General features: G+C 67.3%; 33 protein-coding genes and 1 pseudogene. 6 read left to right on the top strand and 28 right to left on the bottom strand.

All coding sequences use genetic code 11. The annotated features are described in order from the left end of the window. Position 1: 1 nt before the first annotated feature. Both ACZYYX_RS09690 and secY read right to left on the bottom strand, forming a co-directional pair. Positions 2-547: an adenylate kinase gene (locus ACZYYX_RS09690; protein ID WP_463814180.1), complete on the bottom strand. Its 546-nt coding sequence runs from the start codon at positions 545-547 to the stop codon at positions 2-4. 15 nt (positions 548-562) lie between these two features. Continuing rightward, the gene (gene secY, locus ACZYYX_RS09685) at positions 563-1,900 is read right to left on the bottom strand and encodes a preprotein translocase subunit SecY (protein WP_463814179.1); all 1,338 of its coding nucleotides are present in this window, start codon (positions 1,898-1,900) and stop codon (positions 563-565) included. A 317-nt stretch (positions 1,901-2,217) separates the two neighbouring features. Between secY and ACZYYX_RS09680 the strand changes: the two genes are divergently transcribed. The 3 genes and pseudogenes from ACZYYX_RS09680 to ACZYYX_RS09670 all read left to right on the top strand — a co-directional run bounded on the left by ACZYYX_RS09680 (position 2,218) and on the right by ACZYYX_RS09670 (position 5,022). Then, entirely contained in the window at positions 2,218-3,138 is a 921-nt protein-coding gene (locus ACZYYX_RS09680) for a class I SAM-dependent methyltransferase (RefSeq protein ID WP_463814178.1), read from the top strand. Positions 3,139-3,148: 10 nt separating this feature from the next. Continuing rightward, positions 3,149-4,000: pseudogene (locus ACZYYX_RS09675) on the top strand (class I SAM-dependent methyltransferase); the annotation flags it as partial. A 68-nt stretch (positions 4,001-4,068) separates the two neighbouring features. Next, complete coding sequence (locus ACZYYX_RS09670; protein ID WP_463814177.1) at positions 4,069-5,022, top strand: class I SAM-dependent methyltransferase; 954 nt, start codon at positions 4,069-4,071, stop codon at positions 5,020-5,022. Here the strand turns inward: ACZYYX_RS09670 and sppA are convergent. From sppA to rpsJ, 24 genes are all read right to left on the bottom strand, one after another. Next, on the bottom strand, positions 4,988-6,757 hold the full coding sequence (sppA, locus tag ACZYYX_RS09665; RefSeq protein ID WP_463814176.1) for a signal peptide peptidase SppA: 1,770 nt from the start codon (positions 6,755-6,757) through the stop codon (positions 4,988-4,990). The genes ACZYYX_RS09670 and sppA overlap by 35 nt on opposite strands. 32 nt (positions 6,758-6,789) lie before the next feature. Further along, a complete protein-coding gene (locus tag ACZYYX_RS09660; RefSeq protein WP_463814175.1) occupies positions 6,790-7,131 on the bottom strand; it encodes a DUF732 domain-containing protein in 342 nt (113 codons plus the stop codon). A 132-nt stretch (positions 7,132-7,263) separates the two neighbouring features. Further along, positions 7,264-7,707: a 50S ribosomal protein L15 gene (rplO, locus tag ACZYYX_RS09655; protein ID WP_046362693.1), complete on the bottom strand. Its 444-nt coding sequence runs from the start codon at positions 7,705-7,707 to the stop codon at positions 7,264-7,266. 3 nt (positions 7,708-7,710) lie between these two features. Next, positions 7,711-7,890 carry a 50S ribosomal protein L30 gene (gene rpmD, locus ACZYYX_RS09650; RefSeq protein WP_046362692.1) on the bottom strand — a complete coding sequence of 60 codons (180 nt, stop codon included), beginning with the start codon at positions 7,888-7,890 and terminating at the stop codon, positions 7,711-7,713. Positions 7,891-7,894: 4 nt separating this feature from the next. Next, positions 7,895-8,557: a 30S ribosomal protein S5 gene (rpsE, locus tag ACZYYX_RS09645; protein ID WP_048425044.1), complete on the bottom strand. Its 663-nt coding sequence runs from the start codon at positions 8,555-8,557 to the stop codon at positions 7,895-7,897. Between the two features lie 25 nt (positions 8,558-8,582). After that, positions 8,583-8,996, bottom strand: a complete 414-nt coding sequence (rplR, locus tag ACZYYX_RS09640) for a 50S ribosomal protein L18 (RefSeq protein ID WP_463814174.1) — start codon at positions 8,994-8,996, stop codon at positions 8,583-8,585. 3 nt (positions 8,997-8,999) lie between these two features. After that, the gene (gene rplF, locus ACZYYX_RS09635) at positions 9,000-9,539 is read right to left on the bottom strand and encodes a 50S ribosomal protein L6 (RefSeq protein WP_463814173.1); all 540 of its coding nucleotides are present in this window, start codon (positions 9,537-9,539) and stop codon (positions 9,000-9,002) included. 15 nt (positions 9,540-9,554) lie between these two features. Then, positions 9,555-9,953 (bottom strand): 30S ribosomal protein S8, encoded by a 399-nt coding sequence (rpsH, locus tag ACZYYX_RS09630; protein ID WP_463814171.1) that lies wholly within the window; start codon positions 9,951-9,953, stop codon positions 9,555-9,557. Between the two features lie 87 nt (positions 9,954-10,040). Further along, positions 10,041-10,226: a type Z 30S ribosomal protein S14 gene (locus ACZYYX_RS09625; protein ID WP_011778599.1), complete on the bottom strand. Its 186-nt coding sequence runs from the start codon at positions 10,224-10,226 to the stop codon at positions 10,041-10,043. Between the two features lie 3 nt (positions 10,227-10,229). Continuing rightward, positions 10,230-10,802: a 50S ribosomal protein L5 gene (rplE, locus tag ACZYYX_RS09620; protein WP_463814170.1), complete on the bottom strand. Its 573-nt coding sequence runs from the start codon at positions 10,800-10,802 to the stop codon at positions 10,230-10,232. 5 nt (positions 10,803-10,807) lie between these two features. After that, positions 10,808-11,125 carry a 50S ribosomal protein L24 gene (gene rplX / locus ACZYYX_RS09615; protein ID WP_043405792.1) on the bottom strand — a complete coding sequence of 106 codons (318 nt, stop codon included), beginning with the start codon at positions 11,123-11,125 and terminating at the stop codon, positions 10,808-10,810. Then, entirely contained in the window at positions 11,125-11,493 is a 369-nt protein-coding gene (rplN, locus tag ACZYYX_RS09610) for a 50S ribosomal protein L14 (RefSeq protein WP_024440402.1), read from the bottom strand. Before rplN ends, rplX begins: the two co-directional genes overlap by 1 nt. A 184-nt stretch (positions 11,494-11,677) precedes the next feature. Beyond that, positions 11,678-14,029, bottom strand: coding sequence for an arylsulfatase (locus ACZYYX_RS09605; RefSeq protein ID WP_463814169.1), 2,352 nt, complete (start codon positions 14,027-14,029; stop codon positions 11,678-11,680). Between the two features lie 95 nt (positions 14,030-14,124). Further along, a complete protein-coding gene (gene rpsQ / locus ACZYYX_RS09600; RefSeq protein ID WP_463814168.1) occupies positions 14,125-14,436 on the bottom strand; it encodes a 30S ribosomal protein S17 in 312 nt (103 codons plus the stop codon). Continuing rightward, entirely contained in the window at positions 14,436-14,669 is a 234-nt protein-coding gene (gene rpmC / locus ACZYYX_RS09595; RefSeq protein WP_046362683.1) for a 50S ribosomal protein L29, read from the bottom strand. Before rpmC ends, rpsQ begins: the two co-directional genes overlap by 1 nt. Continuing rightward, entirely contained in the window at positions 14,669-15,085 is a 417-nt protein-coding gene (rplP, locus tag ACZYYX_RS09590) for a 50S ribosomal protein L16 (protein WP_221358061.1), read from the bottom strand. Before rplP ends, rpmC begins: the two co-directional genes overlap by 1 nt. Positions 15,086-15,087: 2 nt before the next feature. Further along, positions 15,088-15,924: a 30S ribosomal protein S3 gene (gene rpsC / locus ACZYYX_RS09585; RefSeq protein ID WP_463814167.1), complete on the bottom strand. Its 837-nt coding sequence runs from the start codon at positions 15,922-15,924 to the stop codon at positions 15,088-15,090. Further along, a complete protein-coding gene (gene rplV / locus ACZYYX_RS09580; protein ID WP_463814166.1) occupies positions 15,924-16,376 on the bottom strand; it encodes a 50S ribosomal protein L22 in 453 nt (150 codons plus the stop codon). The genes rpsC and rplV overlap by 1 nt, the downstream gene beginning before the upstream one ends. A gap of 2 nt (positions 16,377-16,378) precedes the next feature. After that, positions 16,379-16,660 carry a 30S ribosomal protein S19 gene (rpsS, locus tag ACZYYX_RS09575; RefSeq protein ID WP_006245110.1) on the bottom strand — a complete coding sequence of 94 codons (282 nt, stop codon included), beginning with the start codon at positions 16,658-16,660 and terminating at the stop codon, positions 16,379-16,381. 11 nt (positions 16,661-16,671) lie between these two features. After that, positions 16,672-17,511, bottom strand: a complete 840-nt coding sequence (gene rplB, locus ACZYYX_RS09570) for a 50S ribosomal protein L2 (protein WP_335332018.1) — start codon at positions 17,509-17,511, stop codon at positions 16,672-16,674. A gap of 23 nt (positions 17,512-17,534) precedes the next feature. Beyond that, positions 17,535-17,837 carry a 50S ribosomal protein L23 gene (gene rplW, locus ACZYYX_RS09565; RefSeq protein ID WP_143818599.1) on the bottom strand — a complete coding sequence of 101 codons (303 nt, stop codon included), beginning with the start codon at positions 17,835-17,837 and terminating at the stop codon, positions 17,535-17,537. Beyond that, positions 17,837-18,490 (bottom strand): 50S ribosomal protein L4, encoded by a 654-nt coding sequence (gene rplD / locus ACZYYX_RS09560; RefSeq protein ID WP_335332016.1) that lies wholly within the window; start codon positions 18,488-18,490, stop codon positions 17,837-17,839. Before rplD ends, rplW begins: the two co-directional genes overlap by 1 nt. Beyond that, positions 18,487-19,143 (bottom strand): 50S ribosomal protein L3, encoded by a 657-nt coding sequence (gene rplC, locus ACZYYX_RS09555; RefSeq protein WP_463814165.1) that lies wholly within the window; start codon positions 19,141-19,143, stop codon positions 18,487-18,489. The genes rplD and rplC overlap by 4 nt, the downstream gene beginning before the upstream one ends. Before the next feature lie 15 nt (positions 19,144-19,158). Continuing rightward, positions 19,159-19,464 carry a 30S ribosomal protein S10 gene (rpsJ, locus tag ACZYYX_RS09550; protein WP_003883485.1) on the bottom strand — a complete coding sequence of 102 codons (306 nt, stop codon included), beginning with the start codon at positions 19,462-19,464 and terminating at the stop codon, positions 19,159-19,161. Positions 19,465-19,727: 263 nt separating this feature from the next. Here rpsJ and ACZYYX_RS09545 point away from each other — a divergent pair, with 263 nt between their 5' ends. Further along, positions 19,728-20,198 carry a hotdog fold domain-containing protein gene (locus tag ACZYYX_RS09545; RefSeq protein ID WP_463814164.1) on the top strand — a complete coding sequence of 157 codons (471 nt, stop codon included), beginning with the start codon at positions 19,728-19,730 and terminating at the stop codon, positions 20,196-20,198. Between the two features lies 1 nt (position 20,199). Here ACZYYX_RS09545 and ACZYYX_RS09540 read toward each other — a convergent pair whose 3' ends face one another. Further along, positions 20,200-21,789 (bottom strand): carboxylesterase/lipase family protein, encoded by a 1,590-nt coding sequence (locus tag ACZYYX_RS09540; protein ID WP_463814163.1) that lies wholly within the window; start codon positions 21,787-21,789, stop codon positions 20,200-20,202. 54 nt (positions 21,790-21,843) lie between these two features. On the opposite strand from ACZYYX_RS09540, the gene ACZYYX_RS09535 reads away from it, so the two are divergent. Next, the gene (locus ACZYYX_RS09535; protein ID WP_463814162.1) at positions 21,844-23,247 is read left to right on the top strand and encodes an FAD-dependent oxidoreductase; all 1,404 of its coding nucleotides are present in this window, start codon (positions 21,844-21,846) and stop codon (positions 23,245-23,247) included. 46 nt (positions 23,248-23,293) lie between these two features. Then, positions 23,294-24,547 carry a cytochrome P450 gene (locus ACZYYX_RS09530; protein WP_463814161.1) on the top strand — a complete coding sequence of 418 codons (1,254 nt, stop codon included), beginning with the start codon at positions 23,294-23,296 and terminating at the stop codon, positions 24,545-24,547. Here ACZYYX_RS09530 and ACZYYX_RS09525 read toward each other — a convergent pair. Then, positions 24,513-25,130 (bottom strand): TetR/AcrR family transcriptional regulator, encoded by a 618-nt coding sequence (locus tag ACZYYX_RS09525; RefSeq protein ID WP_463814160.1) that lies wholly within the window; start codon positions 25,128-25,130, stop codon positions 24,513-24,515. The genes ACZYYX_RS09530 and ACZYYX_RS09525 overlap by 35 nt on opposite strands. Between the last annotated feature and the right edge of the window lie 71 nt (positions 25,131-25,201).

The raw sequence follows: 25,201 nt of genomic DNA, 5'->3' as shown, positions 1-25,201 counted from the left end.
TCTAGTGGCCGAGCGCCTTCAGCGCGCGGGCGAACACCTCGTCGAGGTCGCCGACCGCGTCGACGGTGGTCAACGAGTCGCTGTAGTGGTCGAGCAGCGGGGCCGTCTCGTCCCGATACACCTTGAAACGGTTGCGGATCACGTCTTCGGTGTCATCGGCGCGGCCACGACCCTGCAGGCGCGAGACCAGCTCTTCCTCGGGCACCCTGAACTCCAGGACGGCGTCGAGCGAGAGGTTGCGCTTGGCGAGCATCTCGTCCAGCGCCTCGGCCTGCTCCACCGAGCGCGGGTAGCCGTCGAGGATGAAGCCGGCCTGGGCGTCCTCGTCGTCGAGCCGGTCGTCGACCAGCGCGTTGGTCAGCGAGGCCGGAACGAGGTCGCCGGCGTCGAGGTACTTCTTGGCTTCCACACCGAGCTCGGTGTTGTTGCTGATGTTGTACCGGAACAGGTCGCCGGTGGAGACGTGCGGCACGCCGAGCTTGTCGGCCAGCTTCTGGGCCTGGGTTCCCTTGCCCGCGCCGGGCGGTCCCAACAACACGATTCTCAACTTAGGAACCCTCTCTCACTTCAAAAAACCCTCGTAGTTGCGCTGCATGAGCTGGCTTTCGATTTGCTTGATGGTGTCCAGGGCGACGCCGATCGCGATCAGCACGGCGGTACCGCCGAACGGCAGGTTCTGTACCGACCCGGTGTTGCCGATCTCGAGGAACAGGTTCGGCAGCACGGCGATGACGCCCAGGTAGATCGAGCCGGGCAGCGTGATGCGGGAGAGCACGAACCGCAGGTAGTCCGCGGTCGGCTTGCCCGGCCGGATGCCCGGGATGAAGCCGCCGTACTTCTTCATCTCGTCGGCACGTTCGTCGGGGTTGAACGTGACCGAGACGTAGAAGTAGGTGAAGAACACGATCAGGCCGAAGTACAGGGCGATGTAGACCGGGTCCGCCGGATTGGTCAGGTAGTCGGCGACGAACGTCTGCCACCAGCCGTTACCGGGGTTGTCGCTGGCGCTCTGGATCAGCTGCGTGATCAGGTGCGGGATGTAGATCAGCGACGACGCGAAGATGACCGGGATGACGCCCGCCTGGTTCACCTTCAGCGGCAGGTAGGTCGACGTACCGCCGTACATCTTGCGGCCGACCATGCGCTTGGCGTACTGCACCGGGATACGGCGCTGGCCCTGCTCGACGAACACGACGCCGACGATGATGATCAGCGCTGCGATGGCGACCAGCGTCAACACCATGCCGCCACGGCTGTCCAGGATGGTCTTGCCCTCGCTGGGGATGCGGGCGGCGATACCGGCGAAGATCAGCAGCGACATGCCGTTGCCGACGCCACGCTCGGTGACGAGCTCGCCCATCCACATCACCAGTGCCGAACCGGCCGTCATCACCAGCACGATGATGACCAGGCGGAACAGGTTCATGCCCTCGCTCTGGCCCACGATGATGTCGAGCGTGCAGCCCTGCAGCAGCCCGCCGTTGGCGGCCAGCGCGACGATCGAGGTGGACTGCAGGATCGCCAGCGCGATCGCGAGGTAGCGGGTGTACTGCGTGAGTTTGGCCTGGCCGGCCTGTCCTTCTTTGCGCAGCTGTTCGAAGCGCGGGATCACGACACCGAGCAGCTGCACGATGATGCTCGCCGTGATGTACGGCATGACGCCGACGGCGAACACCGACAGCTGCAGCAGGGCGCCGCCGGAGAACAGATTGATCAGGGAGTAGATCTGTGCGGAGTCGCCGCCGCTGACCTGCGCGATGCACTGCTGCACGTTCGGGTAGTTCACCCCGGGAGACGGGACCGTGGCACCCACCCGATAGAGGATCACGACGCCCAGCGTGAACAGGATCTTTCGCCTCAGATCAGCTGTCCGCAGTGATGAGATGAAAGCCGAGAGCACTCTTTCCTCCTGCACGGCCAGCTGTGGTTCGTGGCGTGCTCATGTGGCTGGCGTGACCAGCGTCGGTTAAGTCTTGTGCGCGACGGTCCCGGGCAGGCGAAACGGCCTGCGCAGGTCACGCGTTGGAACAGTCTACGAGACTAACAGTTGCATCTTGGTTGCCCCGAATCTGACGGCCCCTCGCTGTACGACACGAGACTCGACGGAACCTCTCAGTTTCAGGGAATACAGTGCCGACAGATATTCGTTAACCGAACTAGCTAATTTCTGCGGACATCGCAGGACGACCTGGTTCCCGACAACAACAGGAGGCCGCCGTGGCGCGCACCGACAACGACACCTGGGATCTGGCATCCAGCGTGGGAGCGACTGCGACGATGGTCGCCGCCGCCCGGGCCGTGGCCAGCCGAGCCGACGAGCCCGTGATCAACGATCCGTTCGCCGAGCCCCTGGTGCGGGCCGTGGGCGTCGACTTCTTCACCAAACTCGCCACCGGCGAGCTGACTGCAGACGATCTCGACGTCGACGGCGAGAACCCTGTCGGGGTCACCAACTTCGCCGACATGATGGCCGGCCGGACCAAGTTCTTCGACGACTTCTTCACTGCGGCCGCGGCCGGCGGAGTCCGCCAGGCCGTCATCCTGGCCTCCGGTCTCGACGCCCGCGGGTACCGCCTGAACTGGCCTGCCGACATGGTGGTCTTCGAGATCGACCAGCCCGACGTGATCGCGTTCAAGCGGCAGACGCTGGCCGGTCTCGGCGTGGAGCCCACCGCCGACCTGAGGGCCGTCGCGATCGATCTGCGTCAGGACTGGCCGCGGGCGCTGGCCGAGGCGGGCTTCGACGCAAGCCGTCCCACGGCGTGGATCGCCGAGGGACTGATGGGTTACCTGCCCCCCGAGGCGCAGGACCGGCTGCTGGATCAGATCAGCGAGCTGAGCGCGCCGGGCAGCCGGGTGGCGGTCGAGGCGGTGCCGTCGCAACAACAGGCCGATCAGGAGGAGACGCGTGAGCGCATGCAGGCCTCTACCGACCAGTGGCGCGAACACGGCTTCGACCTCGAGTTCTCCGATCTGGTGTTCTTCGGGGAGCGCGCCGATGTCGCCGAGTACCTGACCGGCCGCGGGTGGACTGCGCAGGGCACGCCGGCCAACGACCTGCTCCGCCGGTACGGGTTGGCCCCGATCGACGCGGACCAAGGTTTCGGCGACGTCTCCTACGTCAGCGCCGAGAAGTAGGGCAGCCGGCATGGCGAGCGGCGCGAGGACCGACAACGATCAGTGGGATCTGGCGTCGAGCGTCGGCGCCACCGCGACCATGGTCGCGGCCGCTCGCGCGGTCGCCAGCCGGGAACCCGATCCGCTGATCGACGACCCGTTCGCCGCACCGCTGGTGCGGGCAGTCGGTGTCGATTTCTTCACCAAGCTCGTCGACGGTGAAGTGTCGTTGGAGGACGGCGACCAATCCGGGGTCGCGCGGGTGATGACCGACGTGATGGCCGTACGCACGAAGTTCTTCGACGACTTCTTCGCCGGCGCGACGGCCGCGGGAGTGCGCCAGGCGGTGATCCTGGCTTCCGGCCTGGATGCGCGCGCCTACCGGCTGGACTGGCCCGACGGCACCGTCGTGTTCGAGATCGACCAGCCGCAGGTGCTGGATTTCAAGGACGCCACGCTGGCCGCGATCGGGGCCCGTCCGTCCGCGGACCGGCGCGCGGTGGCCGTCGACCTGCGCGACGACTGGCCCGCCGCGCTGCGCGAGCACGGCTTCGACCCGACCGCACCGACTGCGTGGACCGCCGAAGGCCTGCTCGTGTACCTGCCCCCGGACGCGCAGGACCGGCTCTTCGACGCCATCACCGAACTGTCGGCGCCCGGCAGCCGGCTGGCCACCGAATACCACCCCGACGCCGGCGCATCCCTCGGGGAACGTTCCCGCGCGCTGCGGGAGCAGTGGAAAGCACACGACAAGGACGGCAACATCCCCGATCTCGGAGAGCTCTTCTACCCCGGTGAGCGGACTCCCCCGGCCGACTACCTTGCGGGACTGGGGTGGGAGGTCAGCACGCGGTCGCGCCCCGAGGTGTTCGCCTCCTACGGGCGGACGTTCGGCAGCGGAGAGTTCCTCGACACGTTGAAGAACTCGCTGGCGCTCACGGCGGTGAAAGCGTGAGCCGCACCGACGGAGACTCCTGGGATCTCGCCTCCAGCGTCGGGACGACGGCGACACTCGTCGCCGCCGGACGGGCGATGGCCACCGCCGCGCCCGAGGCCCTCATCGACGACCCGTTCGCCGCTCCCCTGGTGCGCGCGGTCGGCGTCGACTTCTTCACCGCGATGGTCGACGGCACGCTGGACACGGCAGCCCTGAGCGCGCTGTCCCCGGCGCGGGCCGAGGCGATGATCGACGGGATGGCGGTCCGCACCCGCTTTTTCGACGACTGCATCCTGGCGGTGACGGCCGCCGGCATCCGCCAGGTGGTGATCCTGGCGTCTGGTCTCGACGCCCGCGCCTACCGGCTCGCCTGGCCCGACGAGACCACCGTGTTCGAACTCGACCAACCCGAGGTGATCGCGTTCAAGTCCTCGACACTGGCCGCACTCGGCGCCCAACCCACGACGGAGACGCGCGCGATCGCCGTCGACCTGCGTGAGGATTGGCCGAAGGTCTTGCGCGACAACGGTTTCGATGCAGGCGCCCGCACGGCATGGGTGGCCGAAGGTCTGCTGATCTATCTGCCGCCGCAGGCGCAGGATCAGCTGTTCGATCGCATCACCGCGCTCTCGGCACCGGGCAGCACGATCACCACCGAGTACGTGCCCGGCATCGTCGACCTCGACGAAGAGAAAGCACGCACTGCGACGGCACCGCTACGCGAGCACGGTCTCGACGTCGACATGCCCTCGCTGGTCTACACCGGGCCGCGGACCCCGGTCCCCGACTACCTGCAGTCGGCAGGCTGGCACGTCACCGCGGCAGCGCGCGAAGAGTTGTTCACTCGCTACGGCAGGCCGCAGCCCCCAGATGGCGACGCCGTCGACCCGTTGGGCGAGATCATCTACATCAGTGCCGAATTGCACGCCGGGCTCAGTACCGTGACGCCCCCAGCCACAGCACGTTGACGCCGGTCAGCGACCGCTGAGACTGCTCGACCACCTCGGTCAGCGAACGCACCGCCACCACGCTGAACAGTTCCGACAGCGACGCCGCTGCGGGTTGCGATGATGCCTTGGGCCGCAACATGTCTCGCAGCGACGAGCCGGGCAGCTGCAGAATGTCGACCTTGGTGCCCTCGGCGATACCTGCCAGGGCTTTGGCCCTGGTGATCGCCGTGCGCAGACCGCCGAGCTCGTCGACGAGACCACGCTCGAGCGCGTCGGCGCCCGTCCACACCCGGCCGCGGGCCACGTCGTCCACCGCTTCCGGGGTCATGCCGCGGCCGTCGGCCACGCGGTGCACGAAGTCGCTGTAGAACAGGTCGGCCTCGGCTTCCACCTGGGCCTTCTGCTCGTCGGTGAACGGCGCGTTGACCGACCACGCGTCGGCGTTGGCGTTGGTGCGCACCGTGCCCGAACCCACGCCGAGCCGGTCCTTCAGATCGCGTGCCACCAGCTTGCCGGTGACGACGCCGATCGAGCCGGTGATCGTCGCGGCGTTGGCGACGATCGCGTCGGCTGCCATCGACACGTAGTAACCACCCGAGGCGGCCACCGCGCCCATCGAGGCCACCACCGGTTTGCCGCTCTCGCGCAGGCGCACCACTTCGCGCCAGATGGTCTCCGACCCGGTGACCGAGCCCCCGGGGCTGTCGACGCGCAGCACGACCGCCGCGACGTCGTCGTCGGCGCCGGCCTGTCGCAGCGCGGCGGCGATGGTGTCCCCGCCGGCGCTCGCGCCGCCCAGCGGCGAGACCGGACGCCCCTTGCCGCTGACGATCGGTCCGGCCAGTGTCACCACGGCGATCCCGCGCCGGCCCCGGCCCGGCAGCGGCGGGGTCGGCATCGAGGGCCGGTTGGTGCGTGCGTAGCGGGACAGGAACAGCCGCGGCGCGGCCTCGCTGTCCTCGGCCGGCGCACCGGCCATCTCGGCGATGCGGGTGTACGCCTCGTCGCGGAACCCGATGCGGTCCACCAGCTTCGCGGTCACGGCGTCGTCGCGCAGCAGCGGCGCCCGGTCGGCCAGGCCGTCCAGGTCCCCGACCTCGATGCCCCGCGACGCGGCCACGGCCTCCCACACCTGCGCGCGCAAGCTGTTGACCAACGCAGTGTCGGCCTCGCGGTGCGCCTCGGTGTACCCGTCCTGGGTGAAGAGGTTTGCCGCGGACTTGTATTCGCCGCGGGCGGTGAACTGCGCCTCGACGCCGAGCTTGTCGAGTGCGTCCCGGAGGAACAGTGCGCTGGTCGCGAAACCGACCAGCCCGACGGCTCCCGACGGCTGCATCCACACCTCGCCGAATGCCGATGCGAGGTAGTACGACAGCGTGCCCGGGTAGGTCTCCGCCCACGCCAGCGACGGCTTGTGCTCGGTGAACGCCGCGATCGCGGCACGAAGCTCCTGCACGGGTCCCGGTGGGGCGGCGTCGATCTGGACGCGCGCGATCAGTCCGGAAACGCGGGGATCCTCGGCGGCGCGGTGGATCGCGGCGACGGTCTCGCGCAGAAGCAGTGGTCGACTGGAGCCGAAAATGCCCGAGACCGCCGCGATGGGGTCGAAACCGGCGGTCTCCGCCGGCGCCTGCTGCAGGTCGATCTCCAGGATGGCGCCGTCGGGCACTCCTTGATGGCGGGCGGTGTCGACCTTACGAACCAACTCGCGGACGTCGTCGAACCCGGGAACACCTGAAAGCACAGAAACCATGGCTCCGAGCGTACCGACGCCCGGAGCGACGCTCAGCGCCCGACGAAGCGGGCTTGCTGCGGGCAGTACGCCTGCACCGACAATTTCAGCAGGCTCCCGGCCTGGCCGCGATCGAGGCCCCGGCTGGACAGTTGACTGACGACCCCGCGCACCGCGGGCACCGGATTGACGCTGTTGGCGGCCAGGGAAGAGGTCAGTAGCTCGCACACCTGCTTGCCCACCGCGGGCAGATCGGTGTTCGGCGCGAACGGGATGCCCAGCTTGGTCACCGCGGCGGTGAACGCCTCGTCGGTGGTCTGCGCCTGCGCGGGTGCCGCCATACCGAGGGCGATCCCGGCGGCGACGAACGCCGCAACTGCGCGCCGGTTGATCATTGCAAGCTGCTCCTTCGTCCCCGTGTCAAACGTCTCCCCGGTCGACAACTCTGTCGTCTCCGGACGGCTCGACGTTACCGTCCACCAACCAAAAACCCCCGCCGGAGCGGGGGTCCTTGGCTGTGTATCGCCTTACAGTTCGGTCGCGCTGCCGCCGGCGGCGGTGATCGCCTCGCGGGCGCTGCCGCTGAACTTGTGAGCGGTGACGTCGACCTTGGCCGACAGCTTGCCGTCGCCGAGGACCTTCACCAGAACGTTCTTGCGGACCAGGCCCTTGGCCACCAGCTCGTCGACACCGATGGTGCCGCCCTCGGGGAACGCCTTGGCGATGTCGCCGACGTTGACCACGCCGTACTCGGTACGGAAGCGGTTGCGGAAGCCCTTGAGCTTGGGCAGGCGCATGTGGATCGGCATCTGGCCGCCCTCGAAGCCCACCGGAACGTTCTTGCGGGCGCCGGTGCCCTTGGTGCCGCGGCCCGCGGTCTTGCCCTTGGAGCCTTCACCACGACCCACGCGGGTCTTCGGCGTCTTCTCCCCGGGAGCCGGCCGCAGGTCGTGCAGTTTGATCGGAGCCATGGGTTAAACCTCCTCCACCGTGACGAGGTGGTGCACGGTCTTGATCAGTCCGCGTGTCTGCGCGTTGTCCTCGCGCACGACGGACTGGCGGATCTTGCGCAACCCGAGGGTCCGCAGGGTTTCCCGCTGCTTCCAGCGGGAACCGATGGTGCTGCGCACCTGGGTGATCTTGAGTTCTGCCATGTTCCTAAGCCGTTCCCTCACGCGCGGCGCCTGCGGCTGCAGCCTCGGCCTCACGACGAGCCCGGAGCATGCCGGCGGGTGCCACATCTTCGATCGGGAGGCCGCGGCGAGCCGCAACCTCTTCGGGGCGCTGCAACAGCTTCAGCGCGGCGACGGTCGCGTGCACCACGTTGATCGCATTGTCGCTGCCCAGCGACTTGGCCAGCACGTCGTGCACGCCGGCGCATTCCAGCACCGCGCGGCACGCACCACCGGCGATGACGCCGGTACCGGGGCTGGCCGGGCGCAGCATCACGACGCCGGCCGCGGCCTCACCCTGCACGGGATGGGTCACGGTGCCGCCGATCAGCGGGACGCGGAAGAAGTTCTTGCGTGCTTCCTCGACACCCTTGGCGATCGCGGCGGGCACCTCTTTGGCCTTGCCGTAGCCGACACCCACCATGCCCTTGCCGTCGCCGACGATCACCAGCGCGGTGAAGCTGAACCGGCGACCACCCTTGACGACCTTCGAGACGCGGTTGATCGCGACGACGCGCTCCAGGTACTGGCTCTTCTCGCGGTCGTCGCGTCCGCCCCGGCCACCGCGATCATCGCGGCGGCCCCGGCCACCGTCACGGCCACCGCCGCGATTGTCCTGCGCCGAACCGGCGCCAGCCTGCTCGGCCATCATGCAGTCCTCTCGTTGTACGTCATCAGAACTTCAACCCGCCTTCGCGCGCCGCGTCGGCCAGTGCCGCGATACGTCCGCCGTAGGTGTTGCCACCGCGGTCGAACACGACCTGATCGATGCCGGCGGCCTTGGCGCGCTCGGCGATCAGCTGACCCACCCGCGTGCTGGCGGCCTTCTTGTCACCCTCGAGCGCACGCACGTCGGCCTCGATGGAGGAGGCCGCCGCCAGCGTGACGCCCTGGGCGTCGTCGACCAGCTGCACGTGGATGTGCCGCGACGAGCGGTTGACCACGAGGCGCGGCCGCTCGGCGGTGCCGGCGACCTTCTTGCGCAGCCGCGCATGCCGGCGCGTGCGCGCCGTACGGCGAACCTGGGACACGTTCTTGCCGACCGGGGTGTGCCCGGTCGCTGCTGGGGTTTTGGTGTTGGTAGCCATCTACTACTTACCTGTCTTTCCGACCTTGCGGCGGATCTGCTCGCCTTCGTAGCGAATGCCCTTGCCCTTGTAGGGATCGCTCTTACGGAGACGACGGATGTTGGCCGCGACCTGGCCGACGGCCTGCTTGTCGATGCCCGAGATCGAGAACTTCGTGGGCGTCTCGACCGCGAAGGTCACGCCGTCGGGGGCGTTGATCAGCACCGGGTGGCTGTAACCCAGGGCGAACTCGAGGTCGCTGCCCTTGGCCACCACGCGGTAACCGACGCCGAAGATCTCCATCTTGGTGGTGTAGCCCTGCGTCACGCCGGTCACCAGGTTGGCGATCAGCGTGCGGGACAGTCCGTGCAGAGAGCGGTTGCGCCGCTCGTCGTTGGGCCGGGTCACCACGATGGCGCCTTCGTCGTCGCGCGACACCTCGATCGGCTCCGCGACGTCCAGGGTCAGCGTGCCCTTGGGGCCCTTGACCTCGACGTTGCGTCCGTTGATGGTGACGTCGACACCGGCGGGAACCGGGACCGGCTGCTTTCCAATGCGAGACATGTGACTAGTCCTCCCTCACCACACGTAGGCGAGGACTTCGCCGCCGACGCCCTCACGGGCGGCCTGGCGATCGGTCCTCAGACCGGACGACGTGGAAATGATGGCCACACCCAGCCCGCCGAGCACGCGCGGCAGGTTGGTGGACTTGGCGTACACGCGCAGACCGGGCTTGCTCACCCGGCGCAGGCCGGCGATGCTGCGTTCCCGGCTGGGCCCGTACTTGAGTTGCACGACGAGGGCCTTGCCCACGCGGGCGTCCTCGGTGCGGTAGTCGCTGATGTATCCCTCGGACTTCAGGATCTCGGCGATGTTCGCCTTGATCTTGCTGTGCGGAAGGGTCACTTCATCGTGGTACGCCGAATTGGCGTTGCGCAGACGTGTCAGGAAGTCTGCGATCGGATCCGTCATGGTCATGACAGCCGGTTCACCTTTCTCGCGGCGGTTCCCCTCTTGAATGACTCAAGCGGGGCCTGCCGCAACATGTTCTGGTTGGGTCTGGGATTACCAGCTGGACTTCTGGACACCGGGCAGTTCGCCGGCGTGTGCCATCTCGCGAAGGCAGATACGGCACAGGCCGAACTTGCGGAACACCGCGTGCGGGCGACCGCAACGGTTGCAGCGCGTGTAGCCCCGCACCTTGAACTTGGGCTTCTTGTTGGCCTTGTTGACCAGAGCCTTCTTTGCCATTGCTCAGTTCTCCTTGAACGGGAAGCCCAGCGCCCGCAGCAGCGCCCGACCTTCGTCGTCGTTGGTCGCCGTGGTGACGACGGTGATGTCCATGCCACGCGGGCGGTCGATGCTGTCCACGTCGATCTCGTGGAACACCGACTGCTCGGTCAGGCCGAAGGTGTAGTTGCCGGTGCCGTCGAACTGCTTGCCGCTGAGGCCGCGGAAGTCGCGGATACGCGGCAGCGAGATCGAGATGAGCCGATCCAGGAACTCCCACATGCGGTCGCCGCGCAGCGTGACGCGGGCACCGATGGGCATGCCTTCGCGCAGCTTGAACTGGGCGATGGACTTACGGGCCCGGCGGATCTCAGGCTTCTGACCGGTGATCAGCGCGAGATCGTTGACCGCGCCGTTGATCAGCTTCGCGTCGCGGGCGGCGTCACCGACACCCATGTTGACGACGACCTTGACCACGCCCGGGATCTGCATCACGTTGGCGTAGCCGAATTCCTTCTGCAGCGACTCGCGGATCTCTTCGCGGTAGCGCTGCTTCAGGCGGGGCAGGGTCTTCTCTGCGTTCTCTACAGTGGTCATCTCGCTCAGATGTCCTTGCCGTTGGTCTTGGCGATGCGGACCTTCTTGCCGGTCTCGTCATCGATGCGGTAGCCGACGCGGGTCGGCTTGCCGTCGGAATCGAGCAGCATCACGTTGGACACCGCGATCGCGGCTTCCTGGGTGACGATGCCGCCGGAGGAGGCGCCCCGCTCGTTGGCGGACTGCGCGGTGTGCTTCTTGATCCGGTTCACGCCCTCGACCAGGATCTTGTTGCGCTCGGGGTAGGCCACGAGGACCTTGCCCTTGGCGCCCTTGTCCTTGCCCGAGATGACGAGCACCGTGTCGCCCTTGCGAACCTTCATCACAACACCTCCGGGGCGAGCGAAACGATCTTCATGAACTTCTTCTCGCGCAGTTCGCGACCGACCGGCCCGAAGATGCGGGTGCCGCGCGGGTCGTTGTCGGCCTTGATGATGACGGCGGCGTTCTCGTCGAACTTGATGTAGCTGCCGTCGGCGCGGCGGCGCTCCTTGACGGTGCGCACGACGACGGCCTTGACGACATCGCCGCGCTTGACGTTGCCGCCGGGGATGGCGTCTTTGACGGTGGCCACGATGACATCACCGATGCCGGCGTAGCGCCGCGACGAGCCACCGAGAACGCGGATGCACAAGATCTCCTTGGCGCCCGTGTTGTCGGCGACCTTGAGCCGCGATTCCTGCTGAATCACTCGATCTCCTCGACCTGGGTTTTCGTATGCACGCAGGATTACCGACCCTGACGTGCGCGGTCTGTGTCACCTAAAGAGCACGCAGGGTTTTCCCGCACGCGAGATAACCGAGGTCTGCCCTAGGCAACCCCTACATACTAGGTGCGCTCGGCGAATGCACCAAATCGCTGGTCAGCCGGGGCGATCAGTCCTTGTTGAAAGCTCGGGCGAAGTCGCGTTCGAGGTCGGTGTACGGCGCACCGGACACGTCGATTCTCACCTGCGCGATGGCGCCGCCGGTGAACGGGAACGGCGCGGCGAACGCACGCGACACGGGCGAACCGCTGTTCGCACCGACGCTCAGGCTGGCACTGGCCAGACCGAACGTGCCCGGGTGTACGCGCATCTCGCGGTACTCGGCCACCTGCGCATCACCGATGTAGAGCGCTGCGTCGCCGATCGGAGTGTGGGAGCCTTGCGCCGTTCCCGTCAGCGTGAACGCGACACCGAAGGTGTGCTGTCCGGGCGTCAGCGGCTCCGTCGACGACAGGGTCTGTTCCTGCTCGCCGAGGAAGTTGTAGCAGAAGTGCAGTCGGTCGTCCTGCACGTACATCACGTAACCACCATGTGCGCCGCCGTGTTTGACGATCACACCGTCGGCACCGCCTGAGTCGACGCTGACCTCCGCGAGCACGGCGAACGACCGTCCCCGCAGTTCCACCACCGCGCCGATGCCGACGTCCGCGGTCCCGGGATAGTAGGTGTAGGACTGGCGCTCACCGGCGATGTAGGGCCGCCACCGCGACATCGTCTCGAGGATGTTCAGATCGGACAGCGGGAGCCCGTTGTATTTCGCCGCCTCGGCGAACCACAGATCGACCATCTCCGAGAGCTTCTCGGGATGTTCGGCGGCCAGATCGTGACACTGGCTGCGGTCGGCCTCGATGTGGAACAGCTCCCAGCGGTCGTCGTCGAAGTGCGACCAGCCCGCAGGCGATGCGGCGTGCACCGTGTTGGCGAACCAGCCCTTGTGCCAGACGCCACGCGTGCCGAGCATCGTGTAGAACTGTGTCTCCTTGCCCGTCGGGGCATGCGGATTTTCCAGAGCCACTTTGAAACTCACGCCATCGAGCGGCTTCTGTGGCACCCCGCGCACGATCGCGGGCGGGGTGATGTCGAGCAGGTCGTAGATCGTGGGCGTGACGTCGGAGACGTTGACGTAGTTGTCCCTCACCTCGCCGTGCGCGGCAATTCCCTTGGGCCAGGACACAATCGCGGTGTCGGCGATCCCGCCCTCATGGGAGGCGTAGCGCTTGTAGAGCTTGTAGGGGGTGTTGAACGCCATCGCCCAGCCGATCGGGTAATGGTTGTAGGTCTGCGGGCCGCCCAGATCGTCGAAGTGTTTGAGGCTCTCCTCGACTGAGTCGATGTAGCCGTTGAAGAACTTGACCTCGTTGACCGATCCGTTGGGTCCGCCTTCGCCGCTCGCGCCGTTGTCGGAGATCACGACGATGATCGTGTTGTCGAGCTGGCCTGATTCCTCGAGATAGTCGAGGACGCGGCCGATCTGGTCGTCGGTGTAGGACAGGAACCCGGCGAACACCTCCGCCATCCGGCTGAACAACCGCTTCTCGTCATCGGTGAGGTCATCCCACGGCCGCACGGTGTCCTGGGCGGGCCACGCCTGGCCGTCCGGGCCGGTGACATCCGAATACGGGTTCATCGGAGAGAGTTCGGTGTCGGGCGGCACGATTCCGAGTCTCTTCTGGTTCTCCAGCACGACCTCGCGGTAACGCTCGTAGCCCATGTCGAACGCGCCGGCGTACCGGTCGGCCCACTCGGCGAACACGTGGTGCGGCGCATGTCCGGCACCCGGGCAGAGGTAGGTGAACCACGGCTTGTCCGGGGCGATCACCTTGGCGTCCCTGACGAACTCGATCGTTTTGTCGGCCAGGTCTTTCGACAGGTGGTAGCCCTCTTCGGGCGTCGCCGGCGGCGGGACCGGATGGTTGTCGTAGACCAGCTCCGGATACCACTGGTCGGTCTCCCCGCCCATGAACCCGTAGAACCGTTCGAACCCACGGCCCAACGGCCAATGACGTTTGGTCGAGGCGAGATTGGACTCCTCGAGCGGGGTGAGGTGCCACTTGCCGACGCAGTAGGTGTTGTAGCCGTTCTCGGCGAGCACCTCAGGAAGCAGCGCGGTGTCGAACGGAATTCGGCCGTTGCAGTTGGGGAAGCCGTCAGTGAACTCCTCGATGGTGGCCATCCCCACCGTCGTGGCGTTGCGACCGGTCAGCAGCGAGGCGCGCGTCGGGCTGCACAGCGCGGTGGTGTGAAATTGGGACAGGCGCACTCCCCGTTCGGCGATGCGGCTCATCGCGGGCATGTTGACCAGCCCGCCGAAGCAGTCCCACGTGGCTATGCCGGTGTCGTCCCAGACGAGGTAGAGGACGTTGGGCGCCTCGGGCTGAGCGACAGGGGCCGCGTACGGGGCCCAGTCGGGTTCGGAATCCCGGATGTCGAGTTCGATCTTGCCGTTGAATTCCGAGGCCATAGCGCCGGACAGTACACCCAGCGAAGGTCACCAGCAGGCAAAACCCCCGCCGCCTGGTGGCGTACGGGGGTTTTGACAGGCTGTGCCGCTTTGCGTTACTTGGCCTTTTCGAGGACCTCGACGAGGCGCCAGCGCTTCGTCGCCGACGTCGGCCGGGTCTCCATCAGCGAGACGCGGTCGCCGACACCGGCATCGCCGTTCTCGTCGTGCGCCTTGACCTTGGTCGTGGTCCGAATGATCTTGCCGTACAACGGATGCGACTTGCGGGACTCGAGCTCGACGACAATCGTCTTCTGCATCTTGTCCGACACGACGTAACCGATGGCGGTCTTGCGACGGCCGCGCGGCTGCTCGGTCCGAGGGGTGTTCTTCTCACCCTTCACGGTGTCTGGCTGCGTTTCTGCCATTAGGAATCCTCACCTCCGGGTCCGGCGGCCAGACCCAACTCACGTTCGCGCAGCACGGTGTACACCCGTGCGATCTCCTGCCGGACGACACGCAGCCGGCGGTTGTTGGCAAGCTGGCCGGTCGCCATCTGGAAGCGCAGGTTGAACAGCTCTTCCTTCGACTCGCGCAGCTTGTCGGTCAATTCGTCGTCGGTGAGCTCACGGAGCTCTCCCGTCGAAACTCCTACTGCCATCAGAAGGTCTCCTCTCTGGTGACGATGCGAGCCTTGATCGGCAGCTTGTGGATGGCACGGGTCAGGGCGGCCCGTGCGGTCGCCTCGTCGGGGTAGCTCAGCTCGAACAGCACGCGGCCCGGCTTGACGTTGGCCACCCACCACTCCGGCGAACCCTTACCGGAACCCATGCGGGTCTCGGCGGGCTTCTTGGTCAGCGGGCGGTCGGGGAAGATGTTGATCCACACCTTGCCGCCACGCTTGATGTGCCGGTTGATGGCGATACGAGCGGACTCGATCTGCCGGTTGGTGATGTAGGCGTGCTCCAGTGCCTGGATGCCGTAGTCACCGAAGCTGACCGTCGTGCCGCCGCTGGCGACGCCGCGCTGCCGCGGGTGATGCTGCTTGCGGTGCTTGACCTTGCGGGGAATCAGCATGACTAGCTCTCCGTGTTTTCCGGGGCGGATGCACCCGCAGCAGCGGTGACCTCAGCGGGTGCTTCTGCCGGGCTCTCGGTGGCGGCCCGACCGGCGTCGGTGCTCGTCGCCGTGGTGCCCGATGCGCCGCTGCGGCGCGGCCGGGTGCCCGACGGACGCTCGCGACGCGGGCGGTCCGCAGCGGGTGCGGCGGCGGACAGCTCGCGCTTGCCTCCGACGATGTCGCCCTTGTAGATCCACACCTTCACGCCGATCCGGCCGAAGGTGGTCTTGGCCTCGTAGAGGCCGTAGTCGATGTCGGCGCGCAGCGTGTGCAGCGGCACTCGACCTTCGCGGTAGAACTCCGAGCGGCTCATCTCGGCGCCACCCAGGCGACCCGAGCACTGCACCCGGATGCCCTTGACGTTGGGCTGACGCATCGCCGACTGGATCGCCTTGCGCATCGCACGGCGGAACGCCACGCGGTTGCTCAGCTGTTCGGCAACACCCTGGGCCACCAGCTGCGCCACCGACTCGGGGTTCTTGACCTCGAGGATGTTCAGCTGGACCTGCTTACCGGTGAGCTTCTCCAGGTCGGCGCGGATGCGGTCGGCCTCGGTGCCGCGGCGACCGATCACGATGCCGGGGCGCGCGGTGTGGATGTCCACCCGTACGCGGTCACGCGTGCGCTCGATCTCGACGTCGGCGATGCCGGCGCGCTCCAGGCCCGTGGCCAGCAGCTTGCGGATCGCCACATCTTCCTTGATGTAGTCCGCGTACTGCTTGTCGGCGAACCACCGCGACTTCCACTCGGTCGTGATGCCGAGACGGAAACCGTGCGGATTGATCTTCTGACCCACTACTCCGAGCCTCCCTTGTTGCTGGCGGCCTTGCTGGCCTGCGCGCGGCGAGCGCGTGCTGCGGACGCAGACGCACCCTGCCTGCCTGCGTTCTTGGCCGGTCGGCTCTCCACGATCACGGTGATGTGGCTGGTGCGCTTACGAATCCGGTACGCACGACCCTGCGCGCGCGGCCGGATGCGCTTGGCCGTCGGCCCCTCGTCGGCCATGATGGTCGCGACCACCAGCGTGGTCGGGTCCAGCCCGTCGTTGTTCTGCGCGTTGGCAGCAGCGCTCGCGATCACCTTGGCGACCGGCTCGCTGGCGGCCTGCGGCGCCCAGCGGAGGATGTCGAGGGCTTCCTCGACGCTCTTCCCGCGGACCAGGTCGATGACGCGGCGGGCCTTGGTGGCCGAGACGCGCACGAAGCGCGCCTTCGCCGACGCGGACGGATATTCGATGGCTGTAGTCATGATTAGCGCCTCTTGGCCTTCCGGTCATCCTTGATGTGACCCTTGAAGGTGCGGGTGGGGGCGAATTCGCCCAGCTTGTGCCCGACCATCGACTCGGTGACGAACACCGGCACGTGCTTGCGACCGTCGTGGACGGCGAAGGTGTGGCCGATGAAATCCGGGATGATGGTGGACCGGCGCGACCAGGTCTTGATGACCTGCTTGGTGTTCTTCTCGTTCTGCACGTCGACCTTCTTGAGCAGATGGTCGTCGACGAACGGGCCCTTTTTGAGGCTGCGTGGCATCGCTTTACTCCCTAGCGCTTATTCTTGCCGGTGCGCCGGCGACGGACGATGAGCTTGTCGCTCGCCTTGTTCGGCTTGCGGGTGCGGCCCTCGGGCTTGCCCCACGGGCTGACCGGGTGGCGGCCGCCGGAGGTCTTGCCCTCGCCACCGCCATGCGGGTGGTCGACCGGGTTCATCACGACACCACGGACTGTGGGGCGCTTGCCCTTCCAGCGCATACGGCCGGCCTTGCCCCAGTTGATGTTGGCTTGCTCGGCATTGCCGACCTCACCGACGGTGGCGCGGCAGCGCACGTCGACGCGGCGGATCTCACCGCTGGGCATACGCAGCGAGGCGTAGGTGCCCTCCTTGCCGAGCAGCTGGATGCTGACACCGGCTGAGCGGGCGAGCTTCGCGCCGCCGCCGGGCCGCAGCTCCACAGCGTGGATCACGGTGCCGGCGGGGATGTTGCGCAGCGGCAGGTTGTTGCCGGGCTTGATGTCGGCGTTGGCGCCCGACTCGATGACCGCACCCTGCTTCAGACCCTGCGGCGCGATGATGTAGCGCTTCTCGCCGTCCAGGTAGTGCAGCAGCGCGATGTTCGCGGTGCGGTTCGGGTCGTACTCGATGTGCGCGACCTTGGCGTTGACGCCGTCCTTGTCGTGGCGACGGAAGTCGATGACGCGGTAGGCACGCTTGTGGCCACCGCCCTTGTGGCGGGTGGTGATACGGCCGTGTGCGTTGCGACCGCCCTTGCCGTGCAGCGGACGAACCAGCGACTTCTCCGGATGGTCACGCGTGATCTCGGCGAAATCGGAGACGCTCGAACCGCGGCGACCGGGGGTCGTCGGCTTGTACTTGCGAATTGCCATGATTCTCTAGTTCTCCCTGCCGGCTAGGCCGGCGCTCCGAACAGGTCGATGGGCTTGCTGCCCGCGGCGAGCGTCACGATCGCGCGCTTGGTGTCCTTGCGCTTACCGAAGCCGGTGCGGGTGCGCTTGCGCTTGCCCTGCCGGTTGGCGGTGTTCACCGAGGCGACCTTGACGTTGAAGATCTTCTCGATGGCGATCTTGATCTGCGTCTTGTTCGAGTCCGGGTGCACGACGAACGTGTACACGTTGTCCTCGATGAGCCCGTAGGACTTCTCCGAGATCACCGGGGACAGGATGATGTCGCGGGGATCGGTCACGGTAGCCATCAGGCCGACACCTCCTCAGTCTTCTTCGTCGCGCCTGCGATGTAGGCGTTGAGCGCCTCGACGCTGAAGACCACGTCGTCGGCCTTGAGCACGTCATAGGTGTTCAGCTGATCCGGCGAGATCACGTGCACGCCAGGCAGATTGCGCACGCTCAGCGCACTGGTCTCGTCGGTGCGGCCGATGACCACGAGCACCTGCTTGCGATCCGTCAGCGTCGCCAGGAACGACTTCGCGCTCTTGGTCGACGGCGCCTGGCCCTCGACGATCTCGGTGATCGCGTGGATCCGGTCGTTGCGCGCCCGGTCCGAGAGCGCGCTACGCAGGGCAGCCGCGATCATCTTCTTCGGGGTGCGCTGGCTGTAGTCGCGCGGCTGCGGACCGTGCACGACACCGCCACCGGTGAACTGCGGAGCGCGCGTCGAACCCTGGCGGGCGCGACCGGTGCCCTTCTGGCGGTACGGCTTCTTGCCGCCGCCGGAAACCTGTCCGCGCGTCTTGGTCGCGTGGGTGCCCTGGCGCTTGGCGGCGAGCTGCGCCGTCACCACCTGGTGCATCAGCGCGATGTTGGGCTCGACATCGAACAGCTCTGCGGGCAGCTCGATCGAGCCGTCCTTCTTGCCGGCCGGAGTCTGAACATCAATTTTGAGTGTCATGCCTTCTCGCCTCGCTTGATTGCGCTGCGGACAACGACCAGTCCACCGTTACGCCCGGGGACGGCACCTTTGATCAGCAGCACGCCGTTCTCGGCGTCCACCTTGTGCACCTTCAGGTTCTGCGTGGTCACGCGGTCGCTACCCATGCGGCCCGACATGCGCGTGCCCTTGAACACACGGCCCGGGGTGGCGCAGCCACCGATCGAGCCGGGCCGACGGTGCACGGCCTGCGCGCCGTGGCTGGCGCCCTGGCCCTTGAAGCCGTGGCGCTTCATGGTGCCCGCGAAGCCCTTGCCCTTGCTGGTGCCGGTCACGTCGACGAACGCGCCGTCGACGAAGATCTCGGCGGTCAGTTCCTGGCCCACCTCGTACTCGGCGGCCGCTGCCTCGTCCTCGAGCCGCAGCTCGGCGAGGTGCCGGCGCGGGTTGACGCCCGCAGCAGCGAACTGACCGGTCACCGGCTTGGTGACCTTGCGGGGGCTGATCTCGCCGTAGGCGAGCTGCACGGCGCTGTAGCCGTCGCGCTCCGGGGTACGGATGCGCGTCACGACGTTGGGCCCGGCCTTGACGACCGTCACCGGCACGACCTTGTTGTTCTCGTCGAACACCTGCGTCATGCCCAGCTTGGTGCCCAGAATGCCTTTTCTAGCCATTGCTCTGGAATTCCTTTACTGGATGTTGACGTCGACGCTGGCCGGCAGGTCGATACGCATCAGCGCGTCGACCGTCTTCGGCGTGGGGTCGAGGATGTCGATCAACCGCTTGTGGGTGCGCATCTCGAAGTGCTCCCGCGAGTCCTTGTACTTGTGCGGGGACCGAATGACGCAATACACGTTCTTCTCGGTCGGCAGCGGCACCGGGCCGACCACGCTTGCGCCCGTCCGGGTGACCGTCTCGACGATCTTGCGCGCCGAGGCATCGATGGCCTCATGGTCGTAGGCCTTGAGCCTGATGCGGATCTTTTGTCCCGCCACGCTTCTCCTACCTCACTACTAACGGGCCCTCGAAAGGGCCTGGCTGTGCCGCCGCTGTTTACCTGTCTGTGGTTCACCGGTCCCCGCGGTCGGGTGTGTCGCCCGTAGAACCGGGTGGGACCGGAGGCGCCCCGCAAGGGGCGCCAGTCGCATGCCGAGGCCAGGCGAACCCGGCTCAAGGCAACCCGAACAGTATGCCTCAGATCGGCGCGTGCTCCAAATCCCTGGTCAGACCGAACTTACCGGCGAGTAAGGTTCCGGTGATGACGAGTTCTCCGACGTATCGCGCATGGCAGCGGCTCGATCGTGTGCCCGGCGGATCGAGGGTCTTTTCTCTGGCCGCGATGGCCAGAGTGCCGTACTTCGCGTCGATCCTCCCCCATGTCCGGCGCATGGAGCCCGGCGTGGCCGAGGTGTCGGTCCCCAAGTGGTTCTTCCTCTACAACCACCTCGGCACGGTGCACGCGATCGCGTCGTGCAACGCAGCGGAGGCCGCGATGGGGATGGTGATGGAGGCGACGGTGCCGACGACGCACCGCTGGATTCCGAAGTCGATGACCGTCGCCTACCTGCACAAGGCCACGACGTCACTGCGCGCGACGGCGCGACTGGATCCGCCGGACTTCAGCCAGATCACCGAGGGGGCGGAGCTCGTGATCCCGGTGAGCGTCGTCGACGACAACGGCACCGAGGTCGTCCACGCCGACATCACCTGCTGGGTGACGCCCGCCTGAGCTAGGAGATGCCGTCCCAGAAGTCGCACTGATGGACCGCGCGGAAGTCGCCGGTCATGCGGCTGCCGTCGGGCTGCAGCGACATCACCCGGTTGCCGTCACCGAAGTCGTCCCACTGCGGCTGGCCGCCGGTGTCCGGCGTCTGGGTCTTCACGAAGGACGCCCAGTAGTCGATCATCTGGTCGGCCAACTTCTGCTGTGCGGGATCGAGCGGCAGCGCAGACCCCACGTCGAACAGGTACCGCAGTTCCAGGGAGTGGCTCGCGCCGACGGGGAACGGCAGGGTCTTCAGTGGTTCCGGCGCCGGGGCGGCCCGGTCGTTGAACTCGTAGAAGTAGACGGGCTCGTCGCGGATCGCGCGAGCCAGCCGGTCCCCGAGGCAGGAGAAGACGCCGTCGGTGACGGCTGCGGAATAGGCGAGCGGAACGTCCGGGTAGGCCGAGAGCGGGTAGCGCTCCTCGACGGCGCGAGCGTTTCGTCCGAACGCGCTGGCCAGCAGCCGCGGATAGTCCTGCGGGCCGTAGCGCACCCCGTCGCGGAGGTACTGCATGCCGACGAACAGGGTGAACTCGTCGCGGGTGGTGCCGATCAGCACCGGAACCCGCTGCGCGTCGGTGCCGCCGATCGCCCGCGCGGGGTCCACGGGGAGCGTCGCAGAGCCGGTGACCGGCCCGCTGAGCTGGTCATCGCCGATGCCGTAGAGCCACACCGGCTCCCGCAGCCTGTCGGCGGGCAGCGACCTCAGACACTGGGCGGCCGCGGCCGGATCGGCGCAGCCACGTTCGACGGCGTAGGCGAGCGAGCGGTCCTGGCCGGCGGGAAGAGTCGCCTGCGCCTGGCACGGCCCGCTCTGGATGATGGCGGCGGAGAACAGGCCCCGCGAGCCGGGCGCGACGAGGTGATCGCACACCGACATTCCGCCGGCGGACTCCCCCGCGACGGTCACGCGGTCGGGGTCACCGCCGAAGGCGGAGATGTTGTCGCGGACCCACCGCAGCGCTGCCTGCTGATCGGCCAGCCCGTAGTTGCCGACCTGCCCGGGCGGGCCTAGTGCGGGGTGGGCCAGGAAGCCGAGAGCGCCGAGCCGGTAGTTGATCGTGACGACGACGATGTCGCCACGTGCCGCGAGCCGGCGTGCGTCGTAGATGCGTCCACTGCCGTTGACGAACGCGCCTCCGTGAATCCACACCATCACCGCACGCGGCTGCGTCGTCTGCTGCGCGGGGGTCCAGACGTTGAGGCTCAGACAGTCCTCGGCGGTCTGGCGGCCCAGCTCGATGTCGCCGTCGAGGCTCTGCATGCACCGAGGACCGAAGGCCGTGGCGTCGCGAACCCCCTGCCACGGAACCGGCGGCTGCGGATCCGCGAAGCGCAACGGCCCAACGGGTGGGGCGGCGTAGGGCACGTCGGCGAACAGGCGGTGATCCGGCGCGACGACGCCGCGCAGGGTGCCGGATGCGGTCTGCACGACGGCGGGATCGGTGGGTTGCGGTGCCGCGGCAGGCTGTCCGTCGCTGCGGACGCAGCCGGCCAGCAGAACCACGGCCGTCAGAAAGGCTGTCAGGCAGGCCGGCAGCCGCGTCCATCGCACATCCGCGAGCCTAGATGGTGAAGATGGTCGACAACTCGACGAGAGGATCACCGCATGACCGCACGACACCTGCAGGCAGACCTGGTCACCATCGGCTTCGGCAAGGCGGCCAAGACCCTGGCGGCCGCGCTCGGCGCGCACGGTCGACGCGTCGTCATGATCGAGCAGTCGGACAAGATGTACGGGGGTACGTGCATCAACATCGGCTGCGTGCCCACCAAATCGCTGGTGTACCAAGCAGAGCACGCTCAGCAGACGGAGGTGGGCGATCCGCCCGATCCCGGGATCTACACCCATGCGGTGCGCGCGACGACCGACCTGACGGCCGATCTGCGCGCCAAGAACTTCGCGATGCTCGACAGTCTGCCGACCGTCGACGTGCTCACCGGATTCGCCTCCTTCACCGACGCCCACACCGTCTCGGTGCAGACCGCGGACGGAGAGGTCACGGTGACCGGTGAGAACATCGTCATCGGCACCGGATCAGAACCGGTACTGCCGGACATCCCCGGGCTACACGGCAACGATCGCGTGGTCACGAGCACCGACCTGCTCACGACCGAGGAGCTTCCGCGGCAGCTCGTGGTCCTCGGCGGCGGTTACGTGGGCCTGGAGTTCGCCGCGATGTACGCCCGGTACGGCGCGGAAGTGACTGTCCTGGAACGACATTCGTCCATCCTCGGCCAGGAGGACGACGACGTCGCGACGATGGCCGCCACGCTGCTGGCCGCCGCGGGCGTCCGGATCGTCACGTCGGCCACCGTCACGGCCGTCGACGGCGCAACCGTGCGCTACGACGTCGACGGGACATCGGCGACGGCCCAGGGTGAGCGCATCCTCGTCGCGCTGGGCCGCAGGCCCGTCACCGCGGACTTGCGGTTGGACAGGGCCGGGGTCGACACCCGCAGCGACGGATCGGTCGTCGTCGACGAGCACCTGCGCACGAACCAGCCCCACGTCTTCGCCGTCGGCGACGTCAACGGCGGGCCCCAGTTCACCTACGTCTCCCTCGACGACTATCGCGTGGTGCTCGACCAACTCACCGGGACGGGCCGTCGCAGCACCGCCGATCGGGTGGCGGTCCCCTACGTGCTGTTCATGACGCCTCCGCTGGCGCGGGTGGGCCTGACCGAACGTGCCGCCCGCGCCGACGGGCGCCGCGTGAAAGTCGCCGCACTGCCGGTGGCGTCGATGGCCACCGTGCCGCGTGCGCGGATCGTCGGACAGCCCGAAGGGATGATGAAAGCCGTCGTCGACGCCGACACCGACGAGATCCTGGGCGTGGCACTGCTCAGTCATGACTCGCACGAGGTCATCAACACCGTCGCGCTGGCCATCCGCCACCGCATCACCGCAACGCAGTTGCGGGACGAGATCTACACGCATCCGTCGATGACCGAGGCGTTCAACCAACTCCTCGGCGCTCTGGCAGAGTCGAGGGTGGCGCCCGTCACATAGAATGGGTAAGTTGACATGCGTCAAGTAGCCCCTCGAGGAGATGCGAATGAGCCACCCACGCACGATGGACGATGCCGCGAAAGTCCTGGCCGACCCGTCCGCGTACGCCGACGACGCCCGGTTGCACGAGGCACTGGAACATCTGCGCGCCAACGAGCCGGTGGCGTGGGTCGACAACGCTCCGTACCGGCCGTTCTGGGCGATCACCAAGCACGCCGACATCATGGCGATCGAGCGCGCCAACGATCTGTGGCTCTCCGAGCCGCGTCCCCTGCTGGCCACGGCGGCCGCCGACGACTACATGGCCCAGCAGATGGAAGCCGGTGTCGGGCTTCGCACGCTGATCCACATGGACGATCCGCACCACCGCAAGGTGCGCTCCATCGGCGCTGACTGGTTCCGACCCAAGGCGATGCGGGACCTCAAGGTGAGGGTCGACGAGCTGGCCAAGCGGTACGTCGACCGGATGCGTGACAACGGCGGTGAGTGCGACTTCGTCACCGACATCGCGGTGCAGTTCCCGCTGTACGTGATCATGTCGCTGCTCGGGTTGCCCGAGGAGGACTACGGCCGCATGCATGCGCTGACCCAGGAGATGTTCGGCGGCGACGACGACGAGTACAAGCGCGGCGTGAGCCCCGAGGAGCAGATGGCCGTGCTGCTCGACTTCTTCACCTACTTCTCCGCGCTGACCGCGTCACGCCGGGAGACCCCGACCGACGACCTGGCGTCGGCGATCGCCAACGGCCGCATCGACGGCGAGCCCCTCTCGGACATCGACACCGCGTCGTACTACGTGATCGTGGCCAGCGCGGGCCACGACACCACCAAGGACGCCATCTCGGGCGGGCTGCTCGCGCTGATCGAGAACCCCGGCGAACTGGCCCGACTGCGCGACAACATGGATCTGATGCCGACCGCGATCGAGGAGATGATCCGCTGGACCACTCCGGTCAAGGAGTTCATGCGGACCGCCGCGGAGGACACCACGGTGCGTGGCGTGCCGATCGCCAAGGGCGAATCGGTGTACCTGGCCTATGTGTCGGGCAACCGGGACGAAGAGGTGTTCGACGAACCGTTCCGCTTCGACATCTCCCGCGACCCCAACAAGCACGTGTCCTTCGGCTACGGCGTGCACTTCTGCCTCGGCGCCGCGCTGGCCCGCATGGAGATGAACAGCCTGTTCACCGAGCTGGTGCCCCGACTGGAGTCGATCGAGCTGGCCGGCGAGCCCGAACTGGCCGCGACGACGTTCGTCGGCGGACTCAAGCACCTGCCGATCCGGTACTCCGTGCGCTGACCGCGAGGAATCCGTCCACCGCCGCGACAGCTGTTGCGCGGTAATCGAATTCGGTCAACGTGCTGATCCGTCCGAACACCAGCGGGCCGATCAGCAGCGCGAACGTGGTCGTCCTGTCGACGCGTCCGAGAAGCTCCACGGCGTCGGTGCCCTCGAAGATCGCGTCGAACGGCGCCGAGTACTGCTCGGCGATCCGCTCCCGCAGCGTGCCCACCACGCCCCCGGCAGTCGGCACTTCGGCGATGTCGGGCCCCAGCGAAAGCCACGCCATGGCCGTCAACAGGGTCGGGGCGTCGGCGATGGCGTCGGCCCACTCCCCCACGACGGCGATCAGGCGCTCCCGCAGCGTGCCGTCCGTCGGCGGCATCGGCGGCGGCGGGATCAGGCTCATGAATGCCGCTGCGACAAGATCATTCGAGCTCGGGAAGTGCCGGTAGAGAGTCGCGCGCGCGACATTCGCGTGCCGGGTCACGGCGTCGATCGTGACCGCGCTCGGGCCGCCTGCGCGGAGAAGCGTTGTCGCGGCCTCCAGCAGTCGTGCGCGCGAGCGAGCCGGTCTCGGATCGCCACCGCCGGCCGTCATGGTTTCCACCACCTCGCGAAAGGGAACAAGACCGTCGGTCTCGTTCCGATACTGTTGGTCTCGAAGACCCT

This window comes from Mycobacterium sp. IDUB_1 (assembly GCF_055419625.1).
The sequence above is the reverse complement of the archived record's forward strand: the minus strand, read 5'-3'. Positions and strand labels throughout refer to the sequence as shown.

Bases quoted from the DNA above. Each gene is read 5' to 3' on its own strand.
- sppA (WP_463814176.1), bottom strand. From the start codon at position 6,757: ATGGTTTCTGTGCTTTCAGGTGTTCCCGGGTTCGACGACGTCCGCGAG.
- ACZYYX_RS09660 (WP_463814175.1), bottom strand. From the start codon at position 7,131: ATGATCAACCGGCGCGCAGTTGCGGCGTTCGTCGCCGCCGGGATCGCC.
- rplO (WP_046362693.1), bottom strand. From the start codon at position 7,707: ATGGCTCCGATCAAACTGCACGACCTGCGGCCGGCTCCCGGGGAGAAG.
- rpmD (WP_046362692.1), bottom strand. From the start codon at position 7,890: ATGGCAGAACTCAAGATCACCCAGGTGCGCAGCACCATCGGTTCCCGC.
- rpsE (WP_048425044.1), bottom strand. From the start codon at position 8,557: ATGGCCGAGCAGGCTGGCGCCGGTTCGGCGCAGGACAATCGCGGCGGT.
- rplR (WP_463814174.1), bottom strand. From the start codon at position 8,996: ATGGCTACCAACACCAAAACCCCAGCAGCGACCGGGCACACCCCGGTC.
- rplF (WP_463814173.1), bottom strand. From the start codon at position 9,539: ATGTCTCGCATTGGAAAGCAGCCGGTCCCGGTTCCCGCCGGTGTCGAC.
- rpsH (WP_463814171.1), bottom strand. From the start codon at position 9,953: ATGACCATGACGGATCCGATCGCAGACTTCCTGACACGTCTGCGCAAC.
- ACZYYX_RS09625 (WP_011778599.1), bottom strand. From the start codon at position 10,226: ATGGCAAAGAAGGCTCTGGTCAACAAGGCCAACAAGAAGCCCAAGTTC.
- rplE (WP_463814170.1), bottom strand. From the start codon at position 10,802: ATGACCACTGTAGAGAACGCAGAGAAGACCCTGCCCCGCCTGAAGCAG.
- rplX (WP_043405792.1), bottom strand. From the start codon at position 11,125: ATGAAGGTTCGCAAGGGCGACACGGTGCTCGTCATCTCGGGCAAGGAC.
- ACZYYX_RS09605 (WP_463814169.1), bottom strand. From the start codon at position 14,029: ATGGCCTCGGAATTCAACGGCAAGATCGAACTCGACATCCGGGATTCC.
- rpsQ (WP_463814168.1), bottom strand. From the start codon at position 14,436: ATGGCAGAAACGCAGCCAGACACCGTGAAGGGTGAGAAGAACACCCCT.
- rpmC (WP_046362683.1), bottom strand. From the start codon at position 14,669: ATGGCAGTAGGAGTTTCGACGGGAGAGCTCCGTGAGCTCACCGACGAC.
- rplP (WP_221358061.1), bottom strand. From the start codon at position 15,085: ATGCTGATTCCCCGCAAGGTCAAGCACCGCAAGCAGCATCACCCGCGG.
- rplV (WP_463814166.1), bottom strand. From the start codon at position 16,376: ATGACTACAGCCATCGAATATCCGTCCGCGTCGGCGAAGGCGCGCTTC.
- rpsS (WP_006245110.1), bottom strand. From the start codon at position 16,660: ATGCCACGCAGCCTCAAAAAGGGCCCGTTCGTCGACGACCATCTGCTC.
- rplB (WP_335332018.1), bottom strand. From the start codon at position 17,511: ATGGCAATTCGCAAGTACAAGCCGACGACCCCCGGTCGCCGCGGTTCG.
- rplW (WP_143818599.1), bottom strand. From the start codon at position 17,837: ATGGCTACCGTGACCGATCCCCGCGACATCATCCTGTCCCCGGTGATC.
- rplD (WP_335332016.1), bottom strand. From the start codon at position 18,490: ATGACACTCAAAATTGATGTTCAGACTCCGGCCGGCAAGAAGGACGGC.
- rplC (WP_463814165.1), bottom strand. From the start codon at position 19,143: ATGGCTAGAAAAGGCATTCTGGGCACCAAGCTGGGCATGACGCAGGTG.
- ACZYYX_RS09545 (WP_463814164.1), top strand. From the start codon at position 19,728: ATGACGAGTTCTCCGACGTATCGCGCATGGCAGCGGCTCGATCGTGTG.
- ACZYYX_RS09535 (WP_463814162.1), top strand. From the start codon at position 21,844: ATGACCGCACGACACCTGCAGGCAGACCTGGTCACCATCGGCTTCGGC.
- ACZYYX_RS09530 (WP_463814161.1), top strand. From the start codon at position 23,294: ATGAGCCACCCACGCACGATGGACGATGCCGCGAAAGTCCTGGCCGAC.
- ACZYYX_RS09525 (WP_463814160.1), bottom strand. From the start codon at position 25,130: ATGACGGCCGGCGGTGGCGATCCGAGACCGGCTCGCTCGCGCGCACGA.